Origin of the sequence: Bradyrhizobium sp. RT6a (assembly GCF_040547675.1) — a bacterium.
Classification (GTDB): Bacteria; Pseudomonadota; Alphaproteobacteria; order Rhizobiales; family Xanthobacteraceae; genus Bradyrhizobium.
The window spans coordinates 63,527-82,864 of sequence record NZ_JBEPQC010000001.1; the positions used below are offsets into that span (position 1 = coordinate 63,527).

Below are 19,338 nucleotides of genomic sequence, written 5' to 3' on the forward strand. Positions count from 1 at the left end.
CTTCCTTGAAGAAAAGCGGACGGGTTACAACGGGGGCCGAGGCCAAGCGAAGCCACTGAAGGGAATGGACGGACACGCCGCACTTGGTTCAAGATGCCGCTATGCGTACCCATATTATTGCTATCCTAATTGGCGCTCTGCTCGGGACCGCGACATCGGCCGAAAGCATTCGTCCGACCACCGTCCGAACAGGCAAAGCGCGCCCAGACGGCGCCCTAGTTTGCCCCACCTTGGCCGCCGTAGCTTTCGCCACGGAACAGCTCCGGCGAGGCTCCTCCCCGCCTGACCTCAAGATCCTTCGTTGCGCTTTGCTTCCCGAAGGAACGTCCATGACGATCGAGGAAGGCGACCGCGGCGCGATCGTAACGGCCGAAACGATGTTCGGCACCGTCGTTCGCGGCGTGACAGACTTGACGACGGTTGATGTTGATTCACCAGGCCGCTGAAGTTATCGAGGCGCGTTGCTGTTCGGCACGACGAGGCCGACATCCATCGATTTATCGTCAAGTCCACTAGCACCTCCGCCCTTGCCGCTATCCCTGGCTCAATTTCATTGCGCTCGCGGGCAATGGTTCGACGCCCCTCCCGCACACCCTGAGGGAGTGACTGAGAAAGGGACAATTTTAGCAAAAGTCGGAACGGCCCCTCAAAGCCTGCCCGATAGTGTGCGGGTCGGGACTTGGGGACATGCCATGAAATACCTGCTCTGTGCCGCCACGGCGGCCTTTCTGTGCCAGCCGGCAAGCGCAAGCTCGTTGTGCGTCAAGGATCGAACGCCATTTGCATTGGCCTCCGATACTATGACCTGGAGCATGACCATTGCGCCCAGCCAGGACTGCATCCAGGGTCTCCGCTGGTCTTACATGCAGATTTATGACGTCTCGGTCGTGCAAGCTCCAAGCAAAGGACGGCTCGTTGTTGTCGGATCAGGCTTTCGATACTTCGCCGGCGGCTCAGATGATCAGCACAGTGTCGACAAGTTCACGCTGCTGATTTCAGGGAAGAACCGGCACGAAGTCGGTTCTTCGACCCTGGAAGTCGAGGTCCACCCTAGTGCAATGACCTCCGGCCACGCTGCAACCGATCGCTCTGCCGCGGCCGCTGCGGCCGCCGAACTTAGCCCCGCAGGGAGTTAGTACGCAGCCTGAGGGAGTGAACGGCCGCGGTTTGGCCGCACTTCGGTTTGACAGATGATGGCTTCCTACAGGAGGCGTCCATGAAGATCATTTCTCAGGTAGCCGTCGCCGTCACACTGCTCATTCACACCGATGCGCTTGTCATGGTTCGCGATGCCTCAATCAATCATGATCTTGGTGGTGTAAGGGAGCAGTTCAAAGCAATGCTTCGATCACACGAGGGTCAGGCGACAGATCGGGCGAATGCAGTTGCGGCCGTCCGCGACGCAGAGGTGCCTCGTTAAGCGCGTTGCCGCCTGCAGGAGGCTTGGCTAACCGCCGGGCGGCAGGCTTGATCGGAGTGAACCGGGGCCACCACCAGAGACCGTTGCTAGCAAGGTAGTGTGGCCCTAAACTCTGGGTAGATGCATAGAATTTGGGATAATTGCCATGCGAGCAATCTCGATCGTCGCTGTCGTCCTGATTTTACCTACGTCCGTTCTGGCCCAGAAAAAAGAGAAACCGTCTGAACTACCGCCATGCTCATACTCATTGGCGACAGGTCAGTATGTTGAGGTGCCAGTTGGCTCAACTGTTTGCCGCCGCGCCCCAGCACCGTACCAAGATTTGTACGGGCTCCTGCAATGCATTCCACCGCTGAATGAGGTCGAACAAGTAAAGCGCGGCGATCCACGCTGTGAAAAATACGATGATCGGCCTTAAGCGGGAGCTCCGCGGCGATACTCGCAACTTTCGACTGGCGGGGCTGCGACAGGCTACGCCATTCCATCTCCCGCCGCAGGCGTCAGCGCCTAAGGCACTCAAGGTAGTGGACGGTCCTTTATTCCTGGCGTGCAGGCGAACGAGCTGCGGAACTGCGGAACTGCGGTTCTCCTTTGTTGAGATCAGCGGTCATTGAGCGCAGGCCGCCTTCACAAGACTGTCATGGCACATTTTTAGCATGGTACCGCGATGGGGGATCGGCGCGCCAGCTCCCCGCTCGGCCTGATGGCCAAGGCTCTGCGGGGAGTGAGCCGGCCCTTTTGGCCTGCCGTTGGTTCGACAGGCTGCTTGGAGGTTAGCGCAGGTCACCTTCCAAGTTTTTGCGTTGAAACAAATTTGAGAGCGACCGTTTTTTGCGCATTTCCTTCCTTGGAGGGTTTTCCATGCGTATCCCGCCAATTCAAAATTCGTATGTTGCGGCATTGTTGAAACTCCACGAGCAGCGACTAGAAAGACTCCGCATCGATCCAGAGATCGCACGGGAATATGCAAAAATCCTTCGTCTGAGGAAAAGACTAAGACTGGCACTCGATCAGAAGAAGGCTCCGTCCGCACCGTTCAGCACACGAGTCTCGCGATCTCGCACCGAAAAGCGCTCCTGATACATCAATGCGCGCTCCTTATCCAGTAAACCAGCATCTTTGCGGGGGTGGACCGGACGATCATCACCGCCCGGGTCCACGTCGTTTCCGAAGGTGGCTCGGTTGCGATTTCGCCCGCGGTCGAGCCAACGTTGATCATTTTGATCAGCATCTGTACATCGCCCTTGGTCCACTGCTCAGGTTTGTGGTTTCGCACGCGCCAAGCTCCGGTTCGCTGAGAGATTAGCGCAATTGTTCCACGCCTGGACGAAATGCCCACTGCGGTTATACCGAATTTGTATTTGCAAACGAGACGAAGCTGGGGCAGAATTTTCTGCACCGGGGCTGGCTGCACTTGGCCCTTTTAACCCGGCTCCATTGACCCCGCGGGGGCCGCTGCGATTTAACCTCCCGCCGCGGCCTTCGCCGTATGGCCGCCAGTGTGAACCGCGGTGGGTCGTCCGAAGATGGCCGCTCGAAGCGCCTGCTCAGCTTTGCTTACCGTGCATGCAGGCGATCACGAACTCTCGCTTTGCGCGACGTTGTCCCTTTCCTCTTCGCCCACACTCGAAAACCCGCGAGCTGCTGGCATTTTTCCACTTTCTGAGGATTGCGAGGCGCACCCTGCCGAGCCTGTACGGCGCCGCCGAACCAGAGCAACGGAAGCATGCGCACACTGGCCGATAAACTAAATGGGGGCCATTATCCTCCCGCTGGCTGACGGCCATGTGACCTGCAGCATCCAGTGCCTGAACGGCCGCTGCGAATCGCGTGGGCTTGGGCTCAGGTGCCTCTTTAGCCGGGTGAGGCTCGTCAGGCGGCCCGAGGGTCGCGGAGAAACCGAACGCGGCCGTTGAGATGGATCTCAGGTCGAATCGGCCTCGGGGAGTTACAAAGAAAGCCCGGCGGGGGATCGGGACCCAGCTGGGCCTTGCTGAACACTGGGCTTATCTGGAGAAGGACAGTCCCAGCGATAGAGACGATGGATGGCTCGCCGGCGCCCCTTGATCCATGTCAGAACGATCTCAGAAGCTTAACAAAGCTGAAATGCCCGCCAGCGTGAACCGGCGGGCTGAGGATTAGACGGTGTAGGAATTGGGGGCGATCCCACGCAGCATGAGCATGGCGGCGGCTTTCGTTAGGGGCGCCTTCGCCTCTCAGGAACCTTAGCTCGTTCCGTCGCTTGGCAGAAATATGAGCGAGGAGTCCGTCATTCTATTTCCTGGGATGCGCAAGGCCCTTCGGCTGGCCCGCGTGCACGGCTTTTTGGTCCAGCGCGAGGACGGGCTTTATCACCCGGGAGGCAATCAACCTGCGTGCTCGATGGGTTTGGCGCGCAAGATGGTCGAAGGGGGCTGGCTCGTGAAGCACGGCTGGCGTTATGAACTGACCGAACCGGGTCTGAAAGCGGCGGAGTGATCCAAATGGGACTCCGTCGCCTTTGCGCCGCTTGGTCGCGTTACATCTGGCCGCTAATGCTGTCGGTCCTGCTGGCGAAGTCTCTAGCTTTCGCGCATGCAGTGCAACTCAGTTTCCTCATTTTCGGTGTCTAGTCTCTGGCGTTTCTTTTCAGCGACCAACGCTTCCAGTTCGGCCAGTAGCCGCCGTTCACTTGCAACCACCTCGTTCTCAATTTGCCGTAGCACATCTTGAAGAAAGCTTGTGTCCATCTGATCGCTCATCCCGGTTTTTATGAGCCTGATCAAATCCGGCGAGAGGATTGCGTTCCGGCGGGCGATGTCTCTGCCGCTCGTCAATTAGACGGAAACATTAAAGCGTTGTCATCGCGTGGGTCCGAGAGAAACTGTTGCGGCTTGAATCCGTTATCTGATTCTGCTGATGGACAACCATCATGCAGGCTCATTCCAAGAATGCCAACACGGAGGCAAGCAATGGGAATGCAAGATCGAGAAACGAGCAATCTGATCGGCAGCGACAAAGTTGAGGGGACCACGGTCTACGGCGCCGACCGTAAGCAGATCGGTAGCGTCGAGCGCGTGATGATCGACAAAAGAAGCGGCCAGGTAAAATACGCTGTTTTGAGCTTCGGAGGTTTCCTCGGGATTGGCGATGACTACTACCCCTTGCCGTGGCAGTCCCTCACATACGATGAGAGCCTCGGTGGGTACGTCACCAACATTACGGAAGACCGGCTAAAGGCTGCCCCCAAGTACAGCGACGAAAGCAGCTGGAATTGGTCGGATCAAAGTGAGACTAACGTGAACAAGTATTACGGGAGCTCATTTACGTAACACTGGGAAGACCGCCTTCGGGCGGTCTTTTCGTCTCAAAGCCAGCCATAACAGAATCTGGCCGTCCCGGTGCTGTACATCACGAACCCGACGTTGCCCCCCACGTGGCAACTGCAGCACTCACCTGCGCAGAACGACTCCGCTTCACGGCACCAAGCCGGTAAGAAAAGGCGCGTGCGCAATCGAACGCGCTGAGTTTACCTCGGGATCAGCATCCCTATAGATCAACGTCGACAAAGACGTTGCGATCAGTTGAGAAACTTCACAGCGAGACGGCGCTCATCACGCCATACAACGGAGCAATCGACATTCAAGCCAGCACATGGAACGCGAAGCCCAAATGCCGCGGGCACGATAGGCGCGCTATCGATTTGGACGATCGCAGAGGAATCCGTGAGGTGCCGGACCTTGCATCGCACAGGACTGCCGTCGACCAATATCTGCGCAGTATAGACGTTACGTCGCCGCTCGTTCCCCACGTCCCGCAGTCTCCCCCTCTAGCGCGATGGATATTGATCGGCGATTCCAGTCTCAAATGAGGCTGGACCATGGTTTCATTGGCCACGAGCACCTATCTCCATCGCAGCCAGAGCCTCCAAGGCCACGTCTCGCGGTGCCAGCGCCATCTCGCTCTCGTCTAAGGCCAACAACTCTTTACCCTCGGATCGAAGGCCTAATTGGCGATCCATTTGCTCGAGACCCCAACGGCCCATGGCGAGTTTCAGTTCTTATTGCGCGGGCGGCAGGCCGACTACAATGCTTCCCTAAAGGACGGCTCCGCGCGGAAAAATAGCGCAGCGAGACTGCTCGGAGAACAGGGCGTGCAAGTTTCGAAGCACAACGGAGGAACTGTTGATCTTTGATTGATCGTTGGGTGTCCTGCTACCGGTTGTCATTCCTGCCGTGCTGGTTGTCTCGCCGGGCGCATGAGAAGCCGCGCCACGCTTGTCTTGATTGGCCACATAGCCAGATTCACCGGAGTTGCGGGTTTTGATGCCTTTGTCGGCTTCAGTTTGCACGTTTTGGTCCACACCGGCCTGAGACGTCGCGCCCGTTTGCTGCGCGGCAGCGGGTATCGAAATGAGTGGCAACGCGGCAACAAATGCCAAGGAAAGCTTTCGCATGGCCGTTCTCCATCTAAACCCTCCACTGCATCAACGTGCGCATCTCCGAACATTTCCGCAAAACTGCTGAAAACTTGTGACTGCAACGTTGACACGTTCAAACACGGGACGACATGTCGCGTTAGCGTGCGGTACTCTTGGGGATGTAACCGCCCTCAGTTTTTCACCGTGTCCTCGTGGGGACTTCGGGTAGACAGCCAGAGCTCTACTTAGCACCGTTTCGGCTGATGCCAGCGCACTCCGGTCTACCCTGATAACCAGACGCACTTTTGTGAAGGGCGAGAAGCCGACATACCGAACCGCGCCCCTCATCACCGAATCCCTTGGCACCTAGAGCTAAATGCGTAGACTGGGTCCGACCGAGACAGGAGGGAGATTTGGCGATAGAGCGGCCAAGTCGACGGCTGACGACGATCCTAGCGGCCGATGCAGTCGGCTACAGTCGGCTAGTGGGAGCTGACGAGGAAGGCACGCTCGAGCGCCTCCGGGCCGTCCGCAAGAACCTAATCGATCCTGTGATCGCAACCCATCGCGGGCGCATAGTCAAAACGACTGGAGATGGCCTGCTGGCCGAGTTCGCCTCGGTTGTGGATGCAGTTCGTTCGGCGATCGAGATGCAAGGGGCCATGATCGAGAGCAATTCTGACCTCGCACAGGATAAGCGCATCGAGTTTCGCATCGGCATCAATCTCGGAGACGTGGTCGTAGAAGACGATGGCGACCTTATGGGCGATGGCGTCAATGTAGCGGCAAGGTTAGAGGGGATTGCTGAGCCCGGTGGCATTTGCCTGTCTAGTGCGGCCTATCACCAAGTGCGTGGCAAAATTGATATGGCAGCGCAAGATCTAGGTGAGCAGAACCTGAAGAACCTTGCCGAGCCGGTACGGGTCTACGCGCTGTCACCACGAATTGCTGCAGCGGCGGCGCCGTACCCTGTCACACCGCGGCTTTCCATCGTTGTCCTGCCTTTCGTCAATCTCGGCGGCAGGAGCGAGGAGGACTATTTTGTCGACAGCGTGACCGAAAGCCTGACAACTGACCTGTCGCGCATTCCTGGCGCCTTCGTCATCGCACGCAACACAGCCTTCACCTTCAGAAATAAGCCGGCGGACGCGCGCGTGATCGGGCGCGAACTCGGAGTACGTTACGTGATGGAAGGTAGCGTGCAAGGCAGCGGGGACCGCATTCGGGTGAACGCGCAGCTTATTGATACGGGAACCGGTGCTCACCTGTGGGCCGAGCGTTTCGATAAGCCCCGCGCCGACATCTTCGACATGCAAGACGAGATCACCACGCGCCTCGCCCGGACCGTCGGTATCGAGCTCGTTGCCGCAGAGGGCCGTCGCGCGGAGCGCGAACGACCGAACAATATGGATGCCGTGGACCTCGCCATGCGGGGATGGGCAATCCTCAACCAACCCCTGTCGCTGCGCCGCGACCGCGCGGCATGTGACCTGTTCGATGCGGCGCTCCGGTTAGACGCTAGGAACGTCGAGGCGCTGGTTGGTCTCGCCTTTTACCACGGCAACGAGCTTCGCACCTTCGCCTCGACCAATCGGGACGAACAGCTACGCATCGCCGGGATGGCCATCAGCGAGGCACTGAGGCTTGCTCCAAGCAATGCCTTGGCCCATTTCGTTCACGCCAATCTCCTCCATGTCTCGGGCGCGACGGAACCAGCGCTGCGCGAACTTGAGTTCGCTATTGCCATGGATCCTAATCTGGCTTGGGCCCATGCTGATGCAGGCTTTTTGAAAGTACTGCTGGGTCGTGCTGAAGAAGCAGAAGCCGACCTCACAAATGCGATCCGGCTAAGCCCGCGCGACCCCGGGCTAGATCGCTGGTACGCCCTGCTGGGTATCGCCGACCTGTTCCTCGGTCGGCTGGACTCGGCCATGGACCGGCTGCGCAAGTCGGTCGGAATGAATCCAAACGTTGCCATGCCTTATTTCTTCCTCGCGACGTCATTGGCGCTCAACGGCCGCACCGCGGAGGCACGGGAGGCGCGGAACGCCGGCCTCCGGCTTGACCCGAACTTTACCATCGCCAGATTTCGCAATGAACGGCGCAGTGAAAACCCGACCTTTCTGAACCAGCGGGAGCGGATCTATGAGGGGCTAAGCTTGGCCGGAGTTCCAGAAGACAAGTTGAGTTGAAGCAAGGGCAAATGGTCTCCAAGATGACGCTGTTCCAGTTTGTCCGCCTCGGGTCAAAATGCCAAGAACTCAGCGTGAGCAAATCGGGTCTGCGGGCGACGTTCTCGTTATCGCTCGCTTCACAGGATGTGAATCGTGGACCGATCAAGCGGCTCGTCAATGACGGCGCTTCTCCACGCCTGCGTGTTCGATGATCTGGCTGGCATCCGGCTCTTCGATTCCCGCGTCTATGTCCGGCGACCTGTTGCAGGCGCACGGATCACCGGCACCACACTGGCAGCCAAGCTCTGCGCTCCAGGCCCGGTCCGGGTGGTTCTCGCAGACGAAGCCGATGCCGAGGCAGATGGGGCAGTTGGGATTGGTCATGGCATGAAAAAGCGCGCGGGCCTTGCACCAAAGATCGCAAGCATACCGCGCGCCTCGGTCACGCCGCTAATTCTTTGCGAACCGCGGCGGCCGAATTGCCTACCTTGTCGACGGCGTTCTGCAACTCATCCTTCGAGACACCAAGCTGCTTGGTCCAATACTTGACCTCGAAGTCTTCATGCATGTTGATCTTGCTACGGTCGCGCTGGTCCCGCTTGGTGAGATTGTCGCTCATCTTCCTCCTCCATCGCCTGGACAAGCCGCTCATCGTCAAGAACGGCCAGCAGGTCATTGATCGTCTTCTCGCTGTCCCTCGGCCCAGGCTCGACATAGCGAGCGAGGATGGCTTGGGCTTCTTTTACCGCTTGGGTTACGCGATCCGGCATGCCGGTACTCCACTCACACGTGGAGAAAACGCGGTCAGGAACGCCGCGTTCCCTTGCTGAGCCCCTTGAAAGAGCTGGCCCGCAGCAGGCCTTCGGAGGTGATGTCCCGGTATTCGATCTCGGCGTAGAACTTCGGCTCGATCCAGGTGGGCTTCGGCTTCTTGATGCGCTTCGTGAGCTTTTGCTTCGGGCTGACGACGGTATCGAGAGCCTTGCGGATCTCCGCCGATTTCGTCCGTCTCCAGCCCGTCCCGACTTTCCCCATGTACCGCACCTCTTTCCCTTCCTGCTTGCCGAGGTAGAGCGCGGCGACGCCGGACGGGTCCTTGACGAAGCCAACGACGAGGATTTTTTCGCGCTCACCGTCTTGATCTTCTGCCAGGCCTCAACCCGCTCCGACCGGTACGGCGCATCAACCCGCTTGGAGACGATGCCCTCGTAGTTCAGCTTGCTGGCCGCCTCGAACAGCGCCTGCCCGTCACCTTCATGGTGCTCACTGTAGAAGATCGGTGCTTCCAGCCCGTTCTCGTCTATCAGCTGCTTCAGGAGCTCCTTGCGAGCAAGCTGAGCCATCCTGCGAAGGTCCTTCCCGTCCAACCATAGAAGATCGAAGGCGAAGTAAACCAGCCGGTCCTGGTCGCCCCTGCCGAGGTCGGCCTGAAGTTCTGAGAAGTTCGTTCGCCCTTGATGGATTACAACCACCTCCCCGTCCACGATAGCCTGACCTGGGATGTCGAAGGCGCCGGCAATGACGGCAAACCGGTTGATCCAATTATAGCCGTTGCGGGTGAAGGCCTACGGTCGTCGCCGTCGATATGGAGCTGGATGCGGTAGCCGTCGTATTTGACTTCGTGAATCCACTGAGCCCCCGAAGGAGCCTTCATCTTCAGGGTCGCCAACTGCGGACTGATGAAGCCCGGCATGGAAGCTCGCGGCTTCTTGGCCGGTGCCCGGATACGCTTTGCCACTAACGCAACTCACAAAAAGCCCGCCGCCGGTGTTGGGAGCCGACGGCGGGGCAGTCTACCTACCTTATTCGCGACTCTCCAACGGCGAAGCCGATGCGGCGTTCCCCGGCGTTCCCTCATACAACCGCAATCGCGATTCCAGGTTGTATTTTCAACGTCAACGAGAACGGCAGCCGAACAGGAAGCGAACGCTGTGTGCTAATTCCTTCTCAGTACCGCCGCTGCGGCGCGCCCGGGCCCGGCGGGAGATCAGTACCGACAACACAGGTCAGCTTGGCGGGAGTTTGCTTGCACCAATGATTGGCTGCGGAGATGATGCCGAATGTCAAAAGCCATGGAGTTGATTGTCGCAGGTTATTGAGGGGCAAGGATCGACGCGCTCTGGCAGAATTGCTCGCGCATCGGCGCAAGATGCTTGGCGAGCTGCAGGCCGTCTCGGGCATCGATCCGGCGAACTCCATTCAAGCCGTTCAGGACGAACTTGTTATCATCGAAGCCGGCCTGGAAGAGCTTATGCCGCCGCCTGGCTCATTGCCCGAGAACGAGTGGAGCTAGGCAGCCGGCTCCGAGCATGACATAGTTCAACGACGGCGAATTTGCTGCCGACTAGCGAGTTAAAGCTTGGCCGGAAACGATATATGGGCCGATTGCGTCGAGCACCAATTTCGCCCCGCTTGATGTCAGATGAACTGTATCGCTTGCAACCGCGTCTCCATTTGGCGTGCGCACCAGGCACTCCTGGCGCTGATCGCAAAGCACGTTCCTCACGGACACATACTGCACGCCCACCGATTTGCTGAACCCAGCCATCAGGTTGTCCTCGGCCGGACCGGACACGCCGGATCCAAGTCGGTCCGGCAATTCGTGCGAGAAACGATAGTGATTGACGATGGCGTGCGGGAGGGTGCGCTTCCAAACCGGCGGCGGCCCAATAATGACCACCCGGGCGACGCCGGCTTTGCGCAAGGTAGCGATGGTGCCGCCGAGCTTGTCCAGGTCGTTGTCAAATCCCCACATCGCGTGCAGCACTACAACATCGGGGTGAGATACCTTGATGTGGCCAAAAGCCGCCTCGTTGCTTTGCTTGCAGGACGCATTGGGTCCGGCCTCAAGAATCGGCGCGCAACCGGGCGCACTGAGACGCGCTACCCGGAACGATGCCGATCTGGCCGCATCGGCTATAGCCGGAAAGAGCGCCGCAGCATTTGAATCTCCCCACAACAGAAGCAAAGGTCCGTCACCTTGCTCGATGCAGCTCATATCAAAGCTGCTGCCCGGCGCCTCGAGGAAGCAGTGGTCTTTGAATGCGGAATTGTCGTCAGTGCTGACTGCCGCGATCGCCTGCAGTTTCTCTGGAAATCGCGAGACGAAGCCGGCAAAGAGGATCGTTGCGACGCCGATCACCCCGACTAACGCTAGAGTCATCGACAATGCCGGCACGACATTGCGCCCGCGACGAGCCGGCCATTCGACGAAGCGATATGTCAGAATCGAGAGCACGATCGCGGCGACAACCGCGGCCCATACTTCGAGGAAGTTCGGCACCCCATGCCGAACAACGCCGAGGTAAGCCAGGAGCGGCCAATGCCAAAGATAGAGTGGATAGCTGATGAGGCCAAGCAGCACAGCGGGCCTGCTCGACAACAGCAGTCGGTTGACAGCGGCATTTGGCGTCGCGATCACGACTGCAGCGCCGAGCACGGGGAGCAGCGCCAGCGCCCCCGGAAAAAGCATCGATTTATCAAACAGCAGCGCGGAGGCCAAGATTGCGCCAACGCCGGCCGCACTCAGGAGATTGCTACTGTCTTTCTTCACGAGATTGGCCTCAGCGACGAGACCACCGATCAACAACTCCCAGGCGCGCGGAACGGGCGCATAGAAGGCCCAATCCGGATTGGTCCACGCCAAAACCTGTCCGGCTGCCAGCGAGACTCCGATCAATCCGACGATGATCTGCCGACGATGCGGCGAATGCACCATCAGACCGAGAGCCAACGGCCAAAAGATATAGAATTGCTCTTCGACGCCGAGCGACCACAGATGAAGAAGCGGATTTTCGGCAGCCCGCGGCGCAAAGTACCCAGCCTGCCCGACCTGGAACAAATTCGAAACGAAGAGCACGCTGGCGGCCATGTTCTCTCCGAGCAGACGTAACTCTGACGGGAGCAGGATCATCCATCCGAGCGCATAAGTGGCCAACAGGACGGTGATCAGCGCCGGAAAAATGCGTTTGATCCGTCGCCCGTAGAATGTCGAGAGCGAGAAGCCGTCGGGCGCCAGCAATATCCGGGTGATGAGAAAGCCCGAAATGACGAAGAAGATGTCGACGCCAACGAAGCCGCCGGACAACATCCAGGGATGCGCGTGATAGCCGACCACTAGCAGGATCGAAACAGCGCGAAGCCCGTCAATATCCGGTCGATAATTTTCCGATGGTTTCATGGACGTTGCAGGATGCGGCATCCGTTCTTCAACGGCCTGTGGATTTGTGATCGCCTACAAGCTGCACGCGCCTGGAGATCGCAAATTGCGGTTGATTTAACCTGAGCACGTACCAACGTCTAGCCGAGCCATGAATCGAAATCGCAGGATGCCTTGAAGACCGGTTCGCGCGGAATTGTGACAAACGTTGAAGGGCTCCAGAAGGCCGAGCACAAATCCCGCGCCTCGCCGAATAGGCCATTACCATCGACGCCCGCCGAGCACCCTGCCCTTATTGTGATGCGTGTCGGTCTTCTTCAGCGCGTCTCGCTGGTCGCAGAGCGTATCGATCTTGCCTAGCATTCGCGAGAGCAAGGTCTCAGCCGATGCAGTCGATATGCCCGCCCGCTGGAGTTGGAGGATCTCCTTTCGCTGGCGCCCCACTTGGGTGCGCATGCGCTCGATCTCCTTCCTGATGTAGTTCAGGTCGGCCATATCCGCCTCTCGTTTGGAAAAAGACACATTAGAACGAAAAGCGAACGAATACTCAAGCCAGATTCTTCAGGAACTCGACTTTTTGGGAAGAGTTGTGCGCCCATGAAGCCGGCGAAAACCTTTAAACAGCAGGCTCGCGTAGCCAAGAAGGCCGCTGAGAAGACCGCCGACGAATTCGTGTCTCGGCAAATGAAGGCTCTGGCCGCGGGGTTTAGAGCGCAGGGGAAAGTATTGAAGAAGAACAAGAAGAAGGGGAGATGACCAAGGAATCTCTTCAGAACCAAGCCGACCGGGCCGAAGCCCTCGCCGCCGAGACGTAGGACGATGAGGTTAGCGAGACCCTTCTCAAGGCCGCGCGGGAATACCGAGAGCAGCTCAACAGCGAAAACAACCACCGGGCCGATCGCCTGGGCGCCACCGACTCGGTCGCAAAGGAGGATCAGCAGTGAGCGACAGGACGGGCAATGAACCGGCACCCTTGCTGCTTCTCGGCGTGGCAATCATCCCGATCATTGCAGTATTGGCGTGGTTCGCTTTTTAGCTTTGAACCTTTTCCGCGATCGCGCGTCATACAGTCGAAGCGTCCCTAAGCTTCACCCCTACCAGAAAGCCCCGCTTCCCCCAGGCGGGGTTTTCGCTGTCCGCGCTGCATCAACGCACCAATCTCTTGAAGCGCCCTTGGCGTGACCACTTTTGCCGATACAGCAGCCTAAATGTGAAGAGGCAAACCCTAGTGGACTGGAGCGCTTTGCGTGTTTCATGGAACCGCTACATGCTGTGATGTAGGCGCGGCCTCTTGTACTTTTCGGCTCTGGGCCGATGTGACCGCCCCCGGAGGGGAGGTGAGGCTTCTGGCGCGGTCACCCTCGCGGACCGCCGTTGAACTTGCACACGCGACACCGCGGATTTCGCAACTTTTTTTGCCCGTGACACTTTTTGGAAACTTGCGGCCTAAACTCTATGACTGTACGGCCGGAAGTTAAGCTGGATCGTCCAAGAGCGTTGAGCCGCCCCTACCCCTCTCTTGCAAATCGGCCCCATGGCCAACGCGATCAAAACGTGTCGCCAGCTATCATGAAGCACTTGGCGTGCAAGCCGGTGCGCCCGCGACAGCGGTCATCTCGGTTCTCACGAGCCTCTTCCCCATTCGATGCTAGACCATTAGGTCAATGCACATCAAAGGGGAGGACGCATACGTCGCCAACGGGTCTCACAGGCGGGAGCGAATTGCACGGATTAAGCTGAATGACGCTTGCACTCACCGGCTTTGTTGCGCGGCGGCGCACAACGAACACCACGCCCGAAATGGTTGCCCGCCTCCATACCACTCGACAGGCAAGCTTCTTGTGAAGCCCGCGGAACAACAGATCAAACTCGCTGGCGAATATGTAATAGGGCGCGGAAAGGCAAGCGCCAAAGGCATTGATGTCGCGCACTACACACGGATGCACCCCTATAATTCCATCGAAGGAAAGCAAGGCCGGCACATTAACGATCTCGCGCGGCAGAGCGCGACGCTCCATTGAACTTTCAATCATGGCGAGAACTCCGCACAAACTTCTTTGCTTCAGTTGTCGGTCCCGCCGAACCTCGTCAAACAAGATATTTCGTGCACTCCGCGAAACAAGCAGTTCTCCTGTCTAATTAGAGTTGACTCTAATTCTTCTATGAAAGCGAAGAACGGACGATTCAAAAAATCGCGCGATGCACGGAAACGCGCAGATCGAGGCTGCCCGGGCGGATGAATTGAGAAGCACTTTTGGCAGCTATTGGCCATTCTGCGGAGTCGCGACGCCCCTCACTAGCGCGCTGAATCGGTGGGGGGCTGGCATGACTCGGTTCGATCAAGAGGGTCATCGTGGGCAATTTACTTAGTTGCCGGAATGGCTAGATGACCGGCTTGTAGATGACAATCCGGTTCGCTTGATCGACGCCTTCGTTGCAGCCCTCGACCAATCATTCACGAGGTCCTCTTACCTAGGCATGGCGGACCAGATTTGCTCGCGTTGAGTTCTTCGCATTTGACCCGGAGCGGTCCTTTGCGCTGGTCGAAGACGTAGTGGCGTCTCCTCTCTTTTTGCGGTCATGTAGTCGAGCGTTGGGTCACTATGTGCTTTTGCGGCGAGCCGATCGCGCTGCTGTATGTCGCAGATCAGCCGCCGCCAAACTTGGATGGATCATTGTAGGAAGGAGGGTCGTCGTGGTCGGTCCGCAGACCACCCGGAACGGAGTCGTCGCGATAGATCCGCACACCACCTGGAGTGACATAAGCTGGTGAGCTTCCTGGAGGTAATGTTCTAAGGCCTGATCGTCTAGGGGCCAGGATCGTGACGCCTCTAACAGGAGGGCGAACAGTGGAAAGGTTGTAGTTCAATGTGCCTTCTGCAAGGGCAAAGTCACTTGGGACAGCGAGGAGTATTGCTATTCCGATTGTCGTAAGTTTCATAGTCGATCCGCACATTGTGTCGGTTGGTCGAACAGATAAGACACACCCGCACCCGTTCCATTAAATTCTTCTTCAACAATAGAAGCCGGAAAGCCGTTCACCTGTACACAGAGCGTTGATCTTCTGAGCACTCGTTCCGTTTAAAGAACCGGTTCGGAATTGCCATCACTTCCACTGTTGCCCATCTCTGACCTCCCGCAGCGCCGATGACGCCCGTTCCCGGTGCTCAACCCGATGTAAGCAGCCGGAGATACCGAAAGGCCGCTCGTGACCCATGCCGGACTCAGGTGCCTTGAGGCAAACTCCTCGACGGTTGACCAAGGCCACGCGGCATCATGTATATCGGCACCGCCTGATAGAAACCGAAGCCCCGCACCTTGGTCGTCACCTTCTCAGCCGGCAGTGCCTCCATTGAGGCGCCGACGGAGCTTCCCGATGATCTCGCGCAGGCTGTCCGCATATTCCTCGATGATGCGTCGACCCTCCTCCGCGCGCGAAGGCTTGGGCTTTGCGCTTCTTTACCCGGGCTTGGCTCGTCAGGCCGTTCATGGCCAACCCTCGCGGAGACCCAAACGCGGCCGTTGAGATGGATCAAAGGACCGCCCGGCCCGTGATTTCCGTCTCACGGCGCTCAGGTCGAAATGGTGTCTTGATGTTCATGACAAAACAAAGCCCGGCCGGAGATCGAGTCCCGGCCGGGCCTTGTTGAAGACTGGGCTGTTGGAGAAGACCGGCCCAGTGATCAATACAATGGACAGGCTCGCCCGCACCTTCCTTGATCTACGTCAAGGCACCCGCATTAGAAGGCGCGCTCGATTCCCCCGCATGAAGAAGCTAGACCTGGCATTGTGCGCCACGGTCCAACGCAAGGAGCAAGCCATGATAAATCTGAAAGTTCTTGGCGCGGTCGTTATTGCGGCATCCGCGCTGTCCAGCTCTGCTGCACTGGCCCAGGCGGCTCTCTCCAATCCGGACGAATGCCAAGCTGAATTCGCCAACTGCACGGGTCTTGGAACCGGGACTACCCCCGTCTATCGATACCGGCGAACGGCGTATCGCCATCATCCGGTGGCGGCGGCCGCTACCGTCGGCGCCTGGGGCAACTCCTACGCCATGTCCGGCGGGATGGGGTACGGCGGCGGGATGGGGTACGGCCAGAACGGCTGGTACGGCAACTGGAGTTCGTATGCTACCCGCAACGGCATCACCTGCAGGCCCGGCACCAATTTCAAGGGTGCTGACGGTCTCCAGCATCTCTGCCAATAGGTCACCCGCTAGAGGCTAAATCAGGCGGCCCCAAAAGGCCGTCTGACTCTTGGCCCCAAACCCGACACGCATCCTGTCGGGTTTCGCGTCCTAGGGGCAAAGCGGATGGGCCTATTGAGTACACATGTTAAGCCGCAGCCTGCTCATCCCCGCCTATGGCCACGTTCAGCGCAGCTACCGCCGCCCGCACCTCCTTACCCACCATCCTTGCCGCGTATTGGCCCGCAAAGCCGAGATATTCGCCTATCTCACTTAAGGTGCTGTCAGCGCCGGCCATATCCAGCACAGTGCACCTTATGGCCCAGCTGGCCGCGCAAGGTCTCGGTATCCAGCGCGCGAGCCAACTCCCCTTGGGCATCCGGCATCTCAGCATCCCAGCTCTCTGTGTCGGCTTTCTCGCTTGCCCGATACCGAACCTCACCGAACCGTTCTTCGGGACTAAGCCAGGCGTGCCCGTCCCAGATCTTAACGAGCTTGTTACCAACCCAGCACGCCCGTTTGATTTCGACCGCCCAAATCAGTTGCTTCGCGCTGACGTCCACCATCTCGCGCTCCATGCTCGGAAGTACGGGCTGCTCGCCGCTCTCCGTATCCGCCTCATCTGGCACCTCATTGTCGTTGGCAGCCGCCCGCGGCGGAGCGTTCAAGTCGCGCCAGAGCCGGAGGCCCAAGAACGTAGTCTCACCCCCGCCCGCTTGGCCCACGTCACGCAGGGTGGCTATCCCTGGTGCGTGGCTTGCGTCGCTGGTGCGCTTTCCAGCCAAGCACGGCGGGCGGCAAGGTCAGTGAAGTCGCTGGCCTGTATCGGGCTATTGTCGTTGGCGTGTGTCATTGTGGCTCCGTGAAATGCTATTGGCCGTCTGCGCGGCTTAAAAAAACGACTCGGTGATCAGGCGCCATCCTCTAACTGGGCCTCAAACCAAGCGTCGTATTCGGCTTGCTCCTCATCGACAGTCATCCGGCGCTTTGATGGTGGTGCATCGTCGACCGGTGCATCCTCGAAGAATTCCGGATGCGCCGCATCCCATTCCCTCATGCCTGCGGCGCGCTCTTGCCGAGCCGTATAGCGCCGCTCCCATTCCTTGGTGCCAAAGTCGGCCGGCCTGGGGGGTGGTGCGGCCGATGGCGTATGCAGATCCACCGGCTCGGGCTTGACCGGCAACGGCGGCTCGTCATCCGGCCGGGTTGCTGGCGCGGCGAATGCGGCGTCGTCGCCAGTTAGTATGACGGTACGGCCTAATAGCTCCGCGGTGTCATCGATGCGCTCAAGGCCGGTCGCACGGCCAAGCCGCGTGAATAACCGTTGGCCATCCTCCTGCTTTTCTTGGACGTCGTGCTCAAGCGGGATGATGTAGTCCCACACCGTGCCGTCGCCGTCCGTGAATTCTAGACGCAACTCGGTCGCGCCTTTAGTTTTCACAACGTCCACAGACGTGATGCGAGCAGTGGTAGCGGTTGTTCGGACCGCACGCTTGGCGGGCTTGGCTGTGGTTGATGTGATGGCGGAGTTCACCTTGGCCGCCCTGATCGGACGTTCCTTCGGCTGGAAGCCCTTCGGCGGGTCCTCGTCGTACCGCTCATCCTTGAGCCAGCGGGCCAGCGCGTATCGCGGCGCGTCAGGCTTACCTTGTGCCGCCCATGAGGCTTGCCATGCCGCAGCGACCCTGATCACGGCGGCGCGGTCTACCTCGGCGGGGAGCGCATCCCATGCCGCCCTGGCTTCCTTCTTGCCCTTGAGGCAGTCATACGTGCGGTAGCATAGCTCAAAGGTTGGCTTGGCTTGGGAACTCGCCAACTCTTCCACCGCCGTCCCCCCAGCCGGGGTGGCCGCAAGGCCAGCCCCGTGCGGGGGCGCCGTAGGCGGGCGCGTGCCATCTCTATCTTTCTGTATCTCGGCCTTGTAGGCCGGATTCAGTAGATAGGATTCGGTATCGTCAGCAGTACCGCTAGAGGCGCTAGAGGTATCGTGGGCAATACCCCCAGTGGTATCGCTAACAGAACCACTAGGCTCATTGGTGCTAGTGGTATCGTCAGCAATACCGCTAGAGGGAAATTCGAAGTTCAAGGAAAATTCGGAAGGGCGAGTCCCCTGACCTTGCCGAACCAAAACGATGGCACCTTGCTCAGCGAGGCGGCGAACCGATGCGATGACGTTGGGGCGACTCGCTCCCGTCGCCCGCTCCAGGTAGCGCAGGCTGGCACGGCCATTGCCATGCTTTGGGTAATAGCGGTCGATGATGTGGCGGGCCACCTTGTGGTCGAGGCGCGTTGCCCACGACGCATCGATGATGGCACCCAGCAGATTGTATTGGTCTAGAAGGCCGCCGGGCTTATGAGCTTTACTGTCGGCCATGGCCACGCCCCCCAGCCGCTATCGCGGCGCGCGCAAATCAGCAACGGCTCTGTCAAAGCGGACGCCAGCGCCAAACACGCGCATTGAGCCGTCAGGCTTGCGAGTAACCGAGATGTCTACGGCTCGGACTCCTGGGGCAAGCTCTATATCTATTTTTGCAACATGCTTGGCATCCCAACCGGGACGCACATTAGTAATCCTCACTCAAAGGTCTCCTGATAAAAGAGCTAGAGATAGACAACGCCAGCAGCAGTATTCGCTGCCGCGTATTGCGGTTTCGGCTCGAAAAACAGTTCGCCGTCCAGCTCGCACATGATGAATCCTCTGCGGTCCATCTCGGCCGCCGTCAAGGCGAGCTGTCGGTGCATATCTGTGAGCCGCGGGTCCGACATGACGCGACATGCCCACGCACGACGCTTGGCGCGATTACCCATGAAAGCCTCCGTTGTTGGTCTGGTAAGGAATAGTGCGAGTTTTTGAGCCGATCGCTAAAAGCGACGGTGCCGATATTTGGTGGTCGGCGCGGCAAGGCTGCGGGATGCTCTCGGGTAGGCCAGTCGTGCTATAGGGATAAGTATGGCCGGCGAGGAAAATACTCGGGGTGCCCTCAAAAAAGAGGGTCAGGG

At 58.8% G+C, this 19,338-nt stretch carries 20 protein-coding genes and 1 pseudogene; 8 read left to right on the forward strand and 13 right to left on the reverse strand.

The window, feature by feature from the left end; all coding sequences use genetic code 11:
- Window positions 1-692 precede the first annotated feature (692 nt).
- On the forward strand, window positions 693-1,136 hold the full coding sequence (locus tag ABIC03_RS00265) for a hypothetical protein (protein WP_354054556.1): 444 nt from the start codon (window positions 693-695) through the stop codon (window positions 1,134-1,136).
- Between the two features lie 80 nt (window positions 1,137-1,216).
- Complete coding sequence (locus ABIC03_RS00270) at window positions 1,217-1,420, forward strand: hypothetical protein (protein ID WP_354054558.1); 204 nt, start codon at window positions 1,217-1,219, stop codon at window positions 1,418-1,420.
- Window positions 1,421-2,504: 1,084 nt separating this feature from the next.
- Here ABIC03_RS00270 and ABIC03_RS00275 read toward each other — a convergent pair.
- Window positions 2,505-2,696 (reverse strand): hypothetical protein, encoded by a 192-nt coding sequence (locus ABIC03_RS00275; RefSeq protein ID WP_354054560.1) that lies wholly within the window; start codon window positions 2,694-2,696, stop codon window positions 2,505-2,507.
- A 977-nt stretch (window positions 2,697-3,673) separates the two neighbouring features.
- On the opposite strand from ABIC03_RS00275, the gene ABIC03_RS00280 reads away from it, so the two are divergent.
- Entirely contained in the window at window positions 3,674-3,898 is a 225-nt protein-coding gene (locus ABIC03_RS00280; protein ID WP_354054562.1) for a hypothetical protein, read from the forward strand.
- An 83-nt stretch (window positions 3,899-3,981) separates the two neighbouring features.
- On the opposite strand, the gene ABIC03_RS00285 is transcribed toward ABIC03_RS00280, so the two are convergent.
- The gene (locus ABIC03_RS00285; protein WP_354054564.1) at window positions 3,982-4,161 is read right to left on the reverse strand and encodes a hypothetical protein; all 180 of its coding nucleotides are present in this window, start codon (window positions 4,159-4,161) and stop codon (window positions 3,982-3,984) included.
- Window positions 4,162-4,371: 210 nt separating this feature from the next.
- Between ABIC03_RS00285 and ABIC03_RS00290 the strand changes: the two genes are divergently transcribed.
- Complete coding sequence (locus tag ABIC03_RS00290) at window positions 4,372-4,731, forward strand: PRC-barrel domain-containing protein (RefSeq protein ID WP_354054566.1); 360 nt, start codon at window positions 4,372-4,374, stop codon at window positions 4,729-4,731.
- Window positions 4,732-5,495: 764 nt separating this feature from the next.
- Here the strand turns inward: ABIC03_RS00290 and ABIC03_RS00295 are convergent.
- A complete protein-coding gene (locus ABIC03_RS00295; RefSeq protein ID WP_354054568.1) occupies window positions 5,496-5,855 on the reverse strand; it encodes a hypothetical protein in 360 nt (119 codons plus the stop codon).
- Between the two features lie 377 nt (window positions 5,856-6,232).
- Between ABIC03_RS00295 and ABIC03_RS00300 the strand changes: the two genes are divergently transcribed.
- Window positions 6,233-8,011, forward strand: coding sequence for an adenylate/guanylate cyclase domain-containing protein (locus ABIC03_RS00300; protein ID WP_354054570.1), 1,779 nt, complete (start codon window positions 6,233-6,235; stop codon window positions 8,009-8,011).
- 156 nt (window positions 8,012-8,167) lie between these two features.
- Here ABIC03_RS00300 and ABIC03_RS00305 read toward each other — a convergent pair whose 3' ends face one another.
- The 4 genes and pseudogenes from ABIC03_RS00305 to ABIC03_RS00320 form a co-directional block, all read right to left on the reverse strand.
- Window positions 8,168-8,377, reverse strand: a complete 210-nt coding sequence (locus tag ABIC03_RS00305; RefSeq protein WP_354054572.1) for a hypothetical protein — start codon at window positions 8,375-8,377, stop codon at window positions 8,168-8,170.
- A 58-nt stretch (window positions 8,378-8,435) separates the two neighbouring features.
- The gene (locus ABIC03_RS00310; RefSeq protein ID WP_354054574.1) at window positions 8,436-8,612 is read right to left on the reverse strand and encodes a DUF3606 domain-containing protein; all 177 of its coding nucleotides are present in this window, start codon (window positions 8,610-8,612) and stop codon (window positions 8,436-8,438) included.
- Between the two features lie 185 nt (window positions 8,613-8,797).
- The gene (locus ABIC03_RS00315; protein WP_354054576.1) at window positions 8,798-9,028 is read right to left on the reverse strand and encodes an ATP dependent DNA ligase; all 231 of its coding nucleotides are present in this window, start codon (window positions 9,026-9,028) and stop codon (window positions 8,798-8,800) included.
- A 161-nt stretch (window positions 9,029-9,189) separates the two neighbouring features.
- Window positions 9,190-9,477 (reverse strand): annotated as a pseudogene (locus tag ABIC03_RS00320) (ATP-dependent DNA ligase); the annotation flags it as partial.
- Between the two features lie 569 nt (window positions 9,478-10,046).
- On the opposite strand from ABIC03_RS00320, the gene ABIC03_RS00325 reads away from it, so the two are divergent.
- Window positions 10,047-10,286, forward strand: a complete 240-nt coding sequence (locus ABIC03_RS00325; protein WP_354054578.1) for a hypothetical protein — start codon at window positions 10,047-10,049, stop codon at window positions 10,284-10,286.
- 51 nt (window positions 10,287-10,337) lie between these two features.
- Here the strand turns inward: ABIC03_RS00325 and ABIC03_RS00330 are convergent, their stop codons facing one another.
- Both ABIC03_RS00330 and ABIC03_RS00335 read right to left on the reverse strand, forming a co-directional pair.
- Window positions 10,338-12,194 (reverse strand): acyltransferase family protein, encoded by a 1,857-nt coding sequence (locus ABIC03_RS00330; protein WP_354054580.1) that lies wholly within the window; start codon window positions 12,192-12,194, stop codon window positions 10,338-10,340.
- Window positions 12,195-12,413: 219 nt separating this feature from the next.
- Complete coding sequence (locus tag ABIC03_RS00335; protein WP_275174549.1) at window positions 12,414-12,647, reverse strand: hypothetical protein; 234 nt, start codon at window positions 12,645-12,647, stop codon at window positions 12,414-12,416.
- Between the two features lie 102 nt (window positions 12,648-12,749).
- Between ABIC03_RS00335 and ABIC03_RS00340 the strand changes: the two genes are divergently transcribed.
- Window positions 12,750-12,908 carry a hypothetical protein gene (locus ABIC03_RS00340; protein WP_354054582.1) on the forward strand — a complete coding sequence of 53 codons (159 nt, stop codon included), beginning with the start codon at window positions 12,750-12,752 and terminating at the stop codon, window positions 12,906-12,908.
- Between the two features lie 905 nt (window positions 12,909-13,813).
- On the opposite strand, the gene ABIC03_RS00345 is transcribed toward ABIC03_RS00340, so the two are convergent.
- Window positions 13,814-14,185, reverse strand: coding sequence for a PilZ domain-containing protein (locus ABIC03_RS00345; RefSeq protein ID WP_354054584.1), 372 nt, complete (start codon window positions 14,183-14,185; stop codon window positions 13,814-13,816).
- 1,787 nt (window positions 14,186-15,972) lie between these two features.
- On the opposite strand from ABIC03_RS00345, the gene ABIC03_RS00350 reads away from it, so the two are divergent.
- Entirely contained in the window at window positions 15,973-16,359 is a 387-nt protein-coding gene (locus ABIC03_RS00350; RefSeq protein ID WP_354057455.1) for a hypothetical protein, read from the forward strand.
- Between the two features lie 263 nt (window positions 16,360-16,622).
- Here ABIC03_RS00350 and ABIC03_RS00355 read toward each other — a convergent pair whose 3' ends face one another.
- The 3 genes from ABIC03_RS00355 to ABIC03_RS00365 all read right to left on the reverse strand — a co-directional run bounded on the left by ABIC03_RS00355 (window position 16,623) and on the right by ABIC03_RS00365 (window position 19,146).
- Complete coding sequence (locus tag ABIC03_RS00355; RefSeq protein WP_354054586.1) at window positions 16,623-16,904, reverse strand: hypothetical protein; 282 nt, start codon at window positions 16,902-16,904, stop codon at window positions 16,623-16,625.
- Between the two features lie 344 nt (window positions 16,905-17,248).
- On the reverse strand, window positions 17,249-18,712 hold the full coding sequence (locus ABIC03_RS00360; protein ID WP_354054588.1) for a hypothetical protein: 1,464 nt from the start codon (window positions 18,710-18,712) through the stop codon (window positions 17,249-17,251).
- Window positions 18,713-18,939: 227 nt separating this feature from the next.
- Window positions 18,940-19,146 (reverse strand): hypothetical protein, encoded by a 207-nt coding sequence (locus ABIC03_RS00365; RefSeq protein ID WP_143273880.1) that lies wholly within the window; start codon window positions 19,144-19,146, stop codon window positions 18,940-18,942.
- Window positions 19,147-19,338 lie beyond the last annotated feature (192 nt).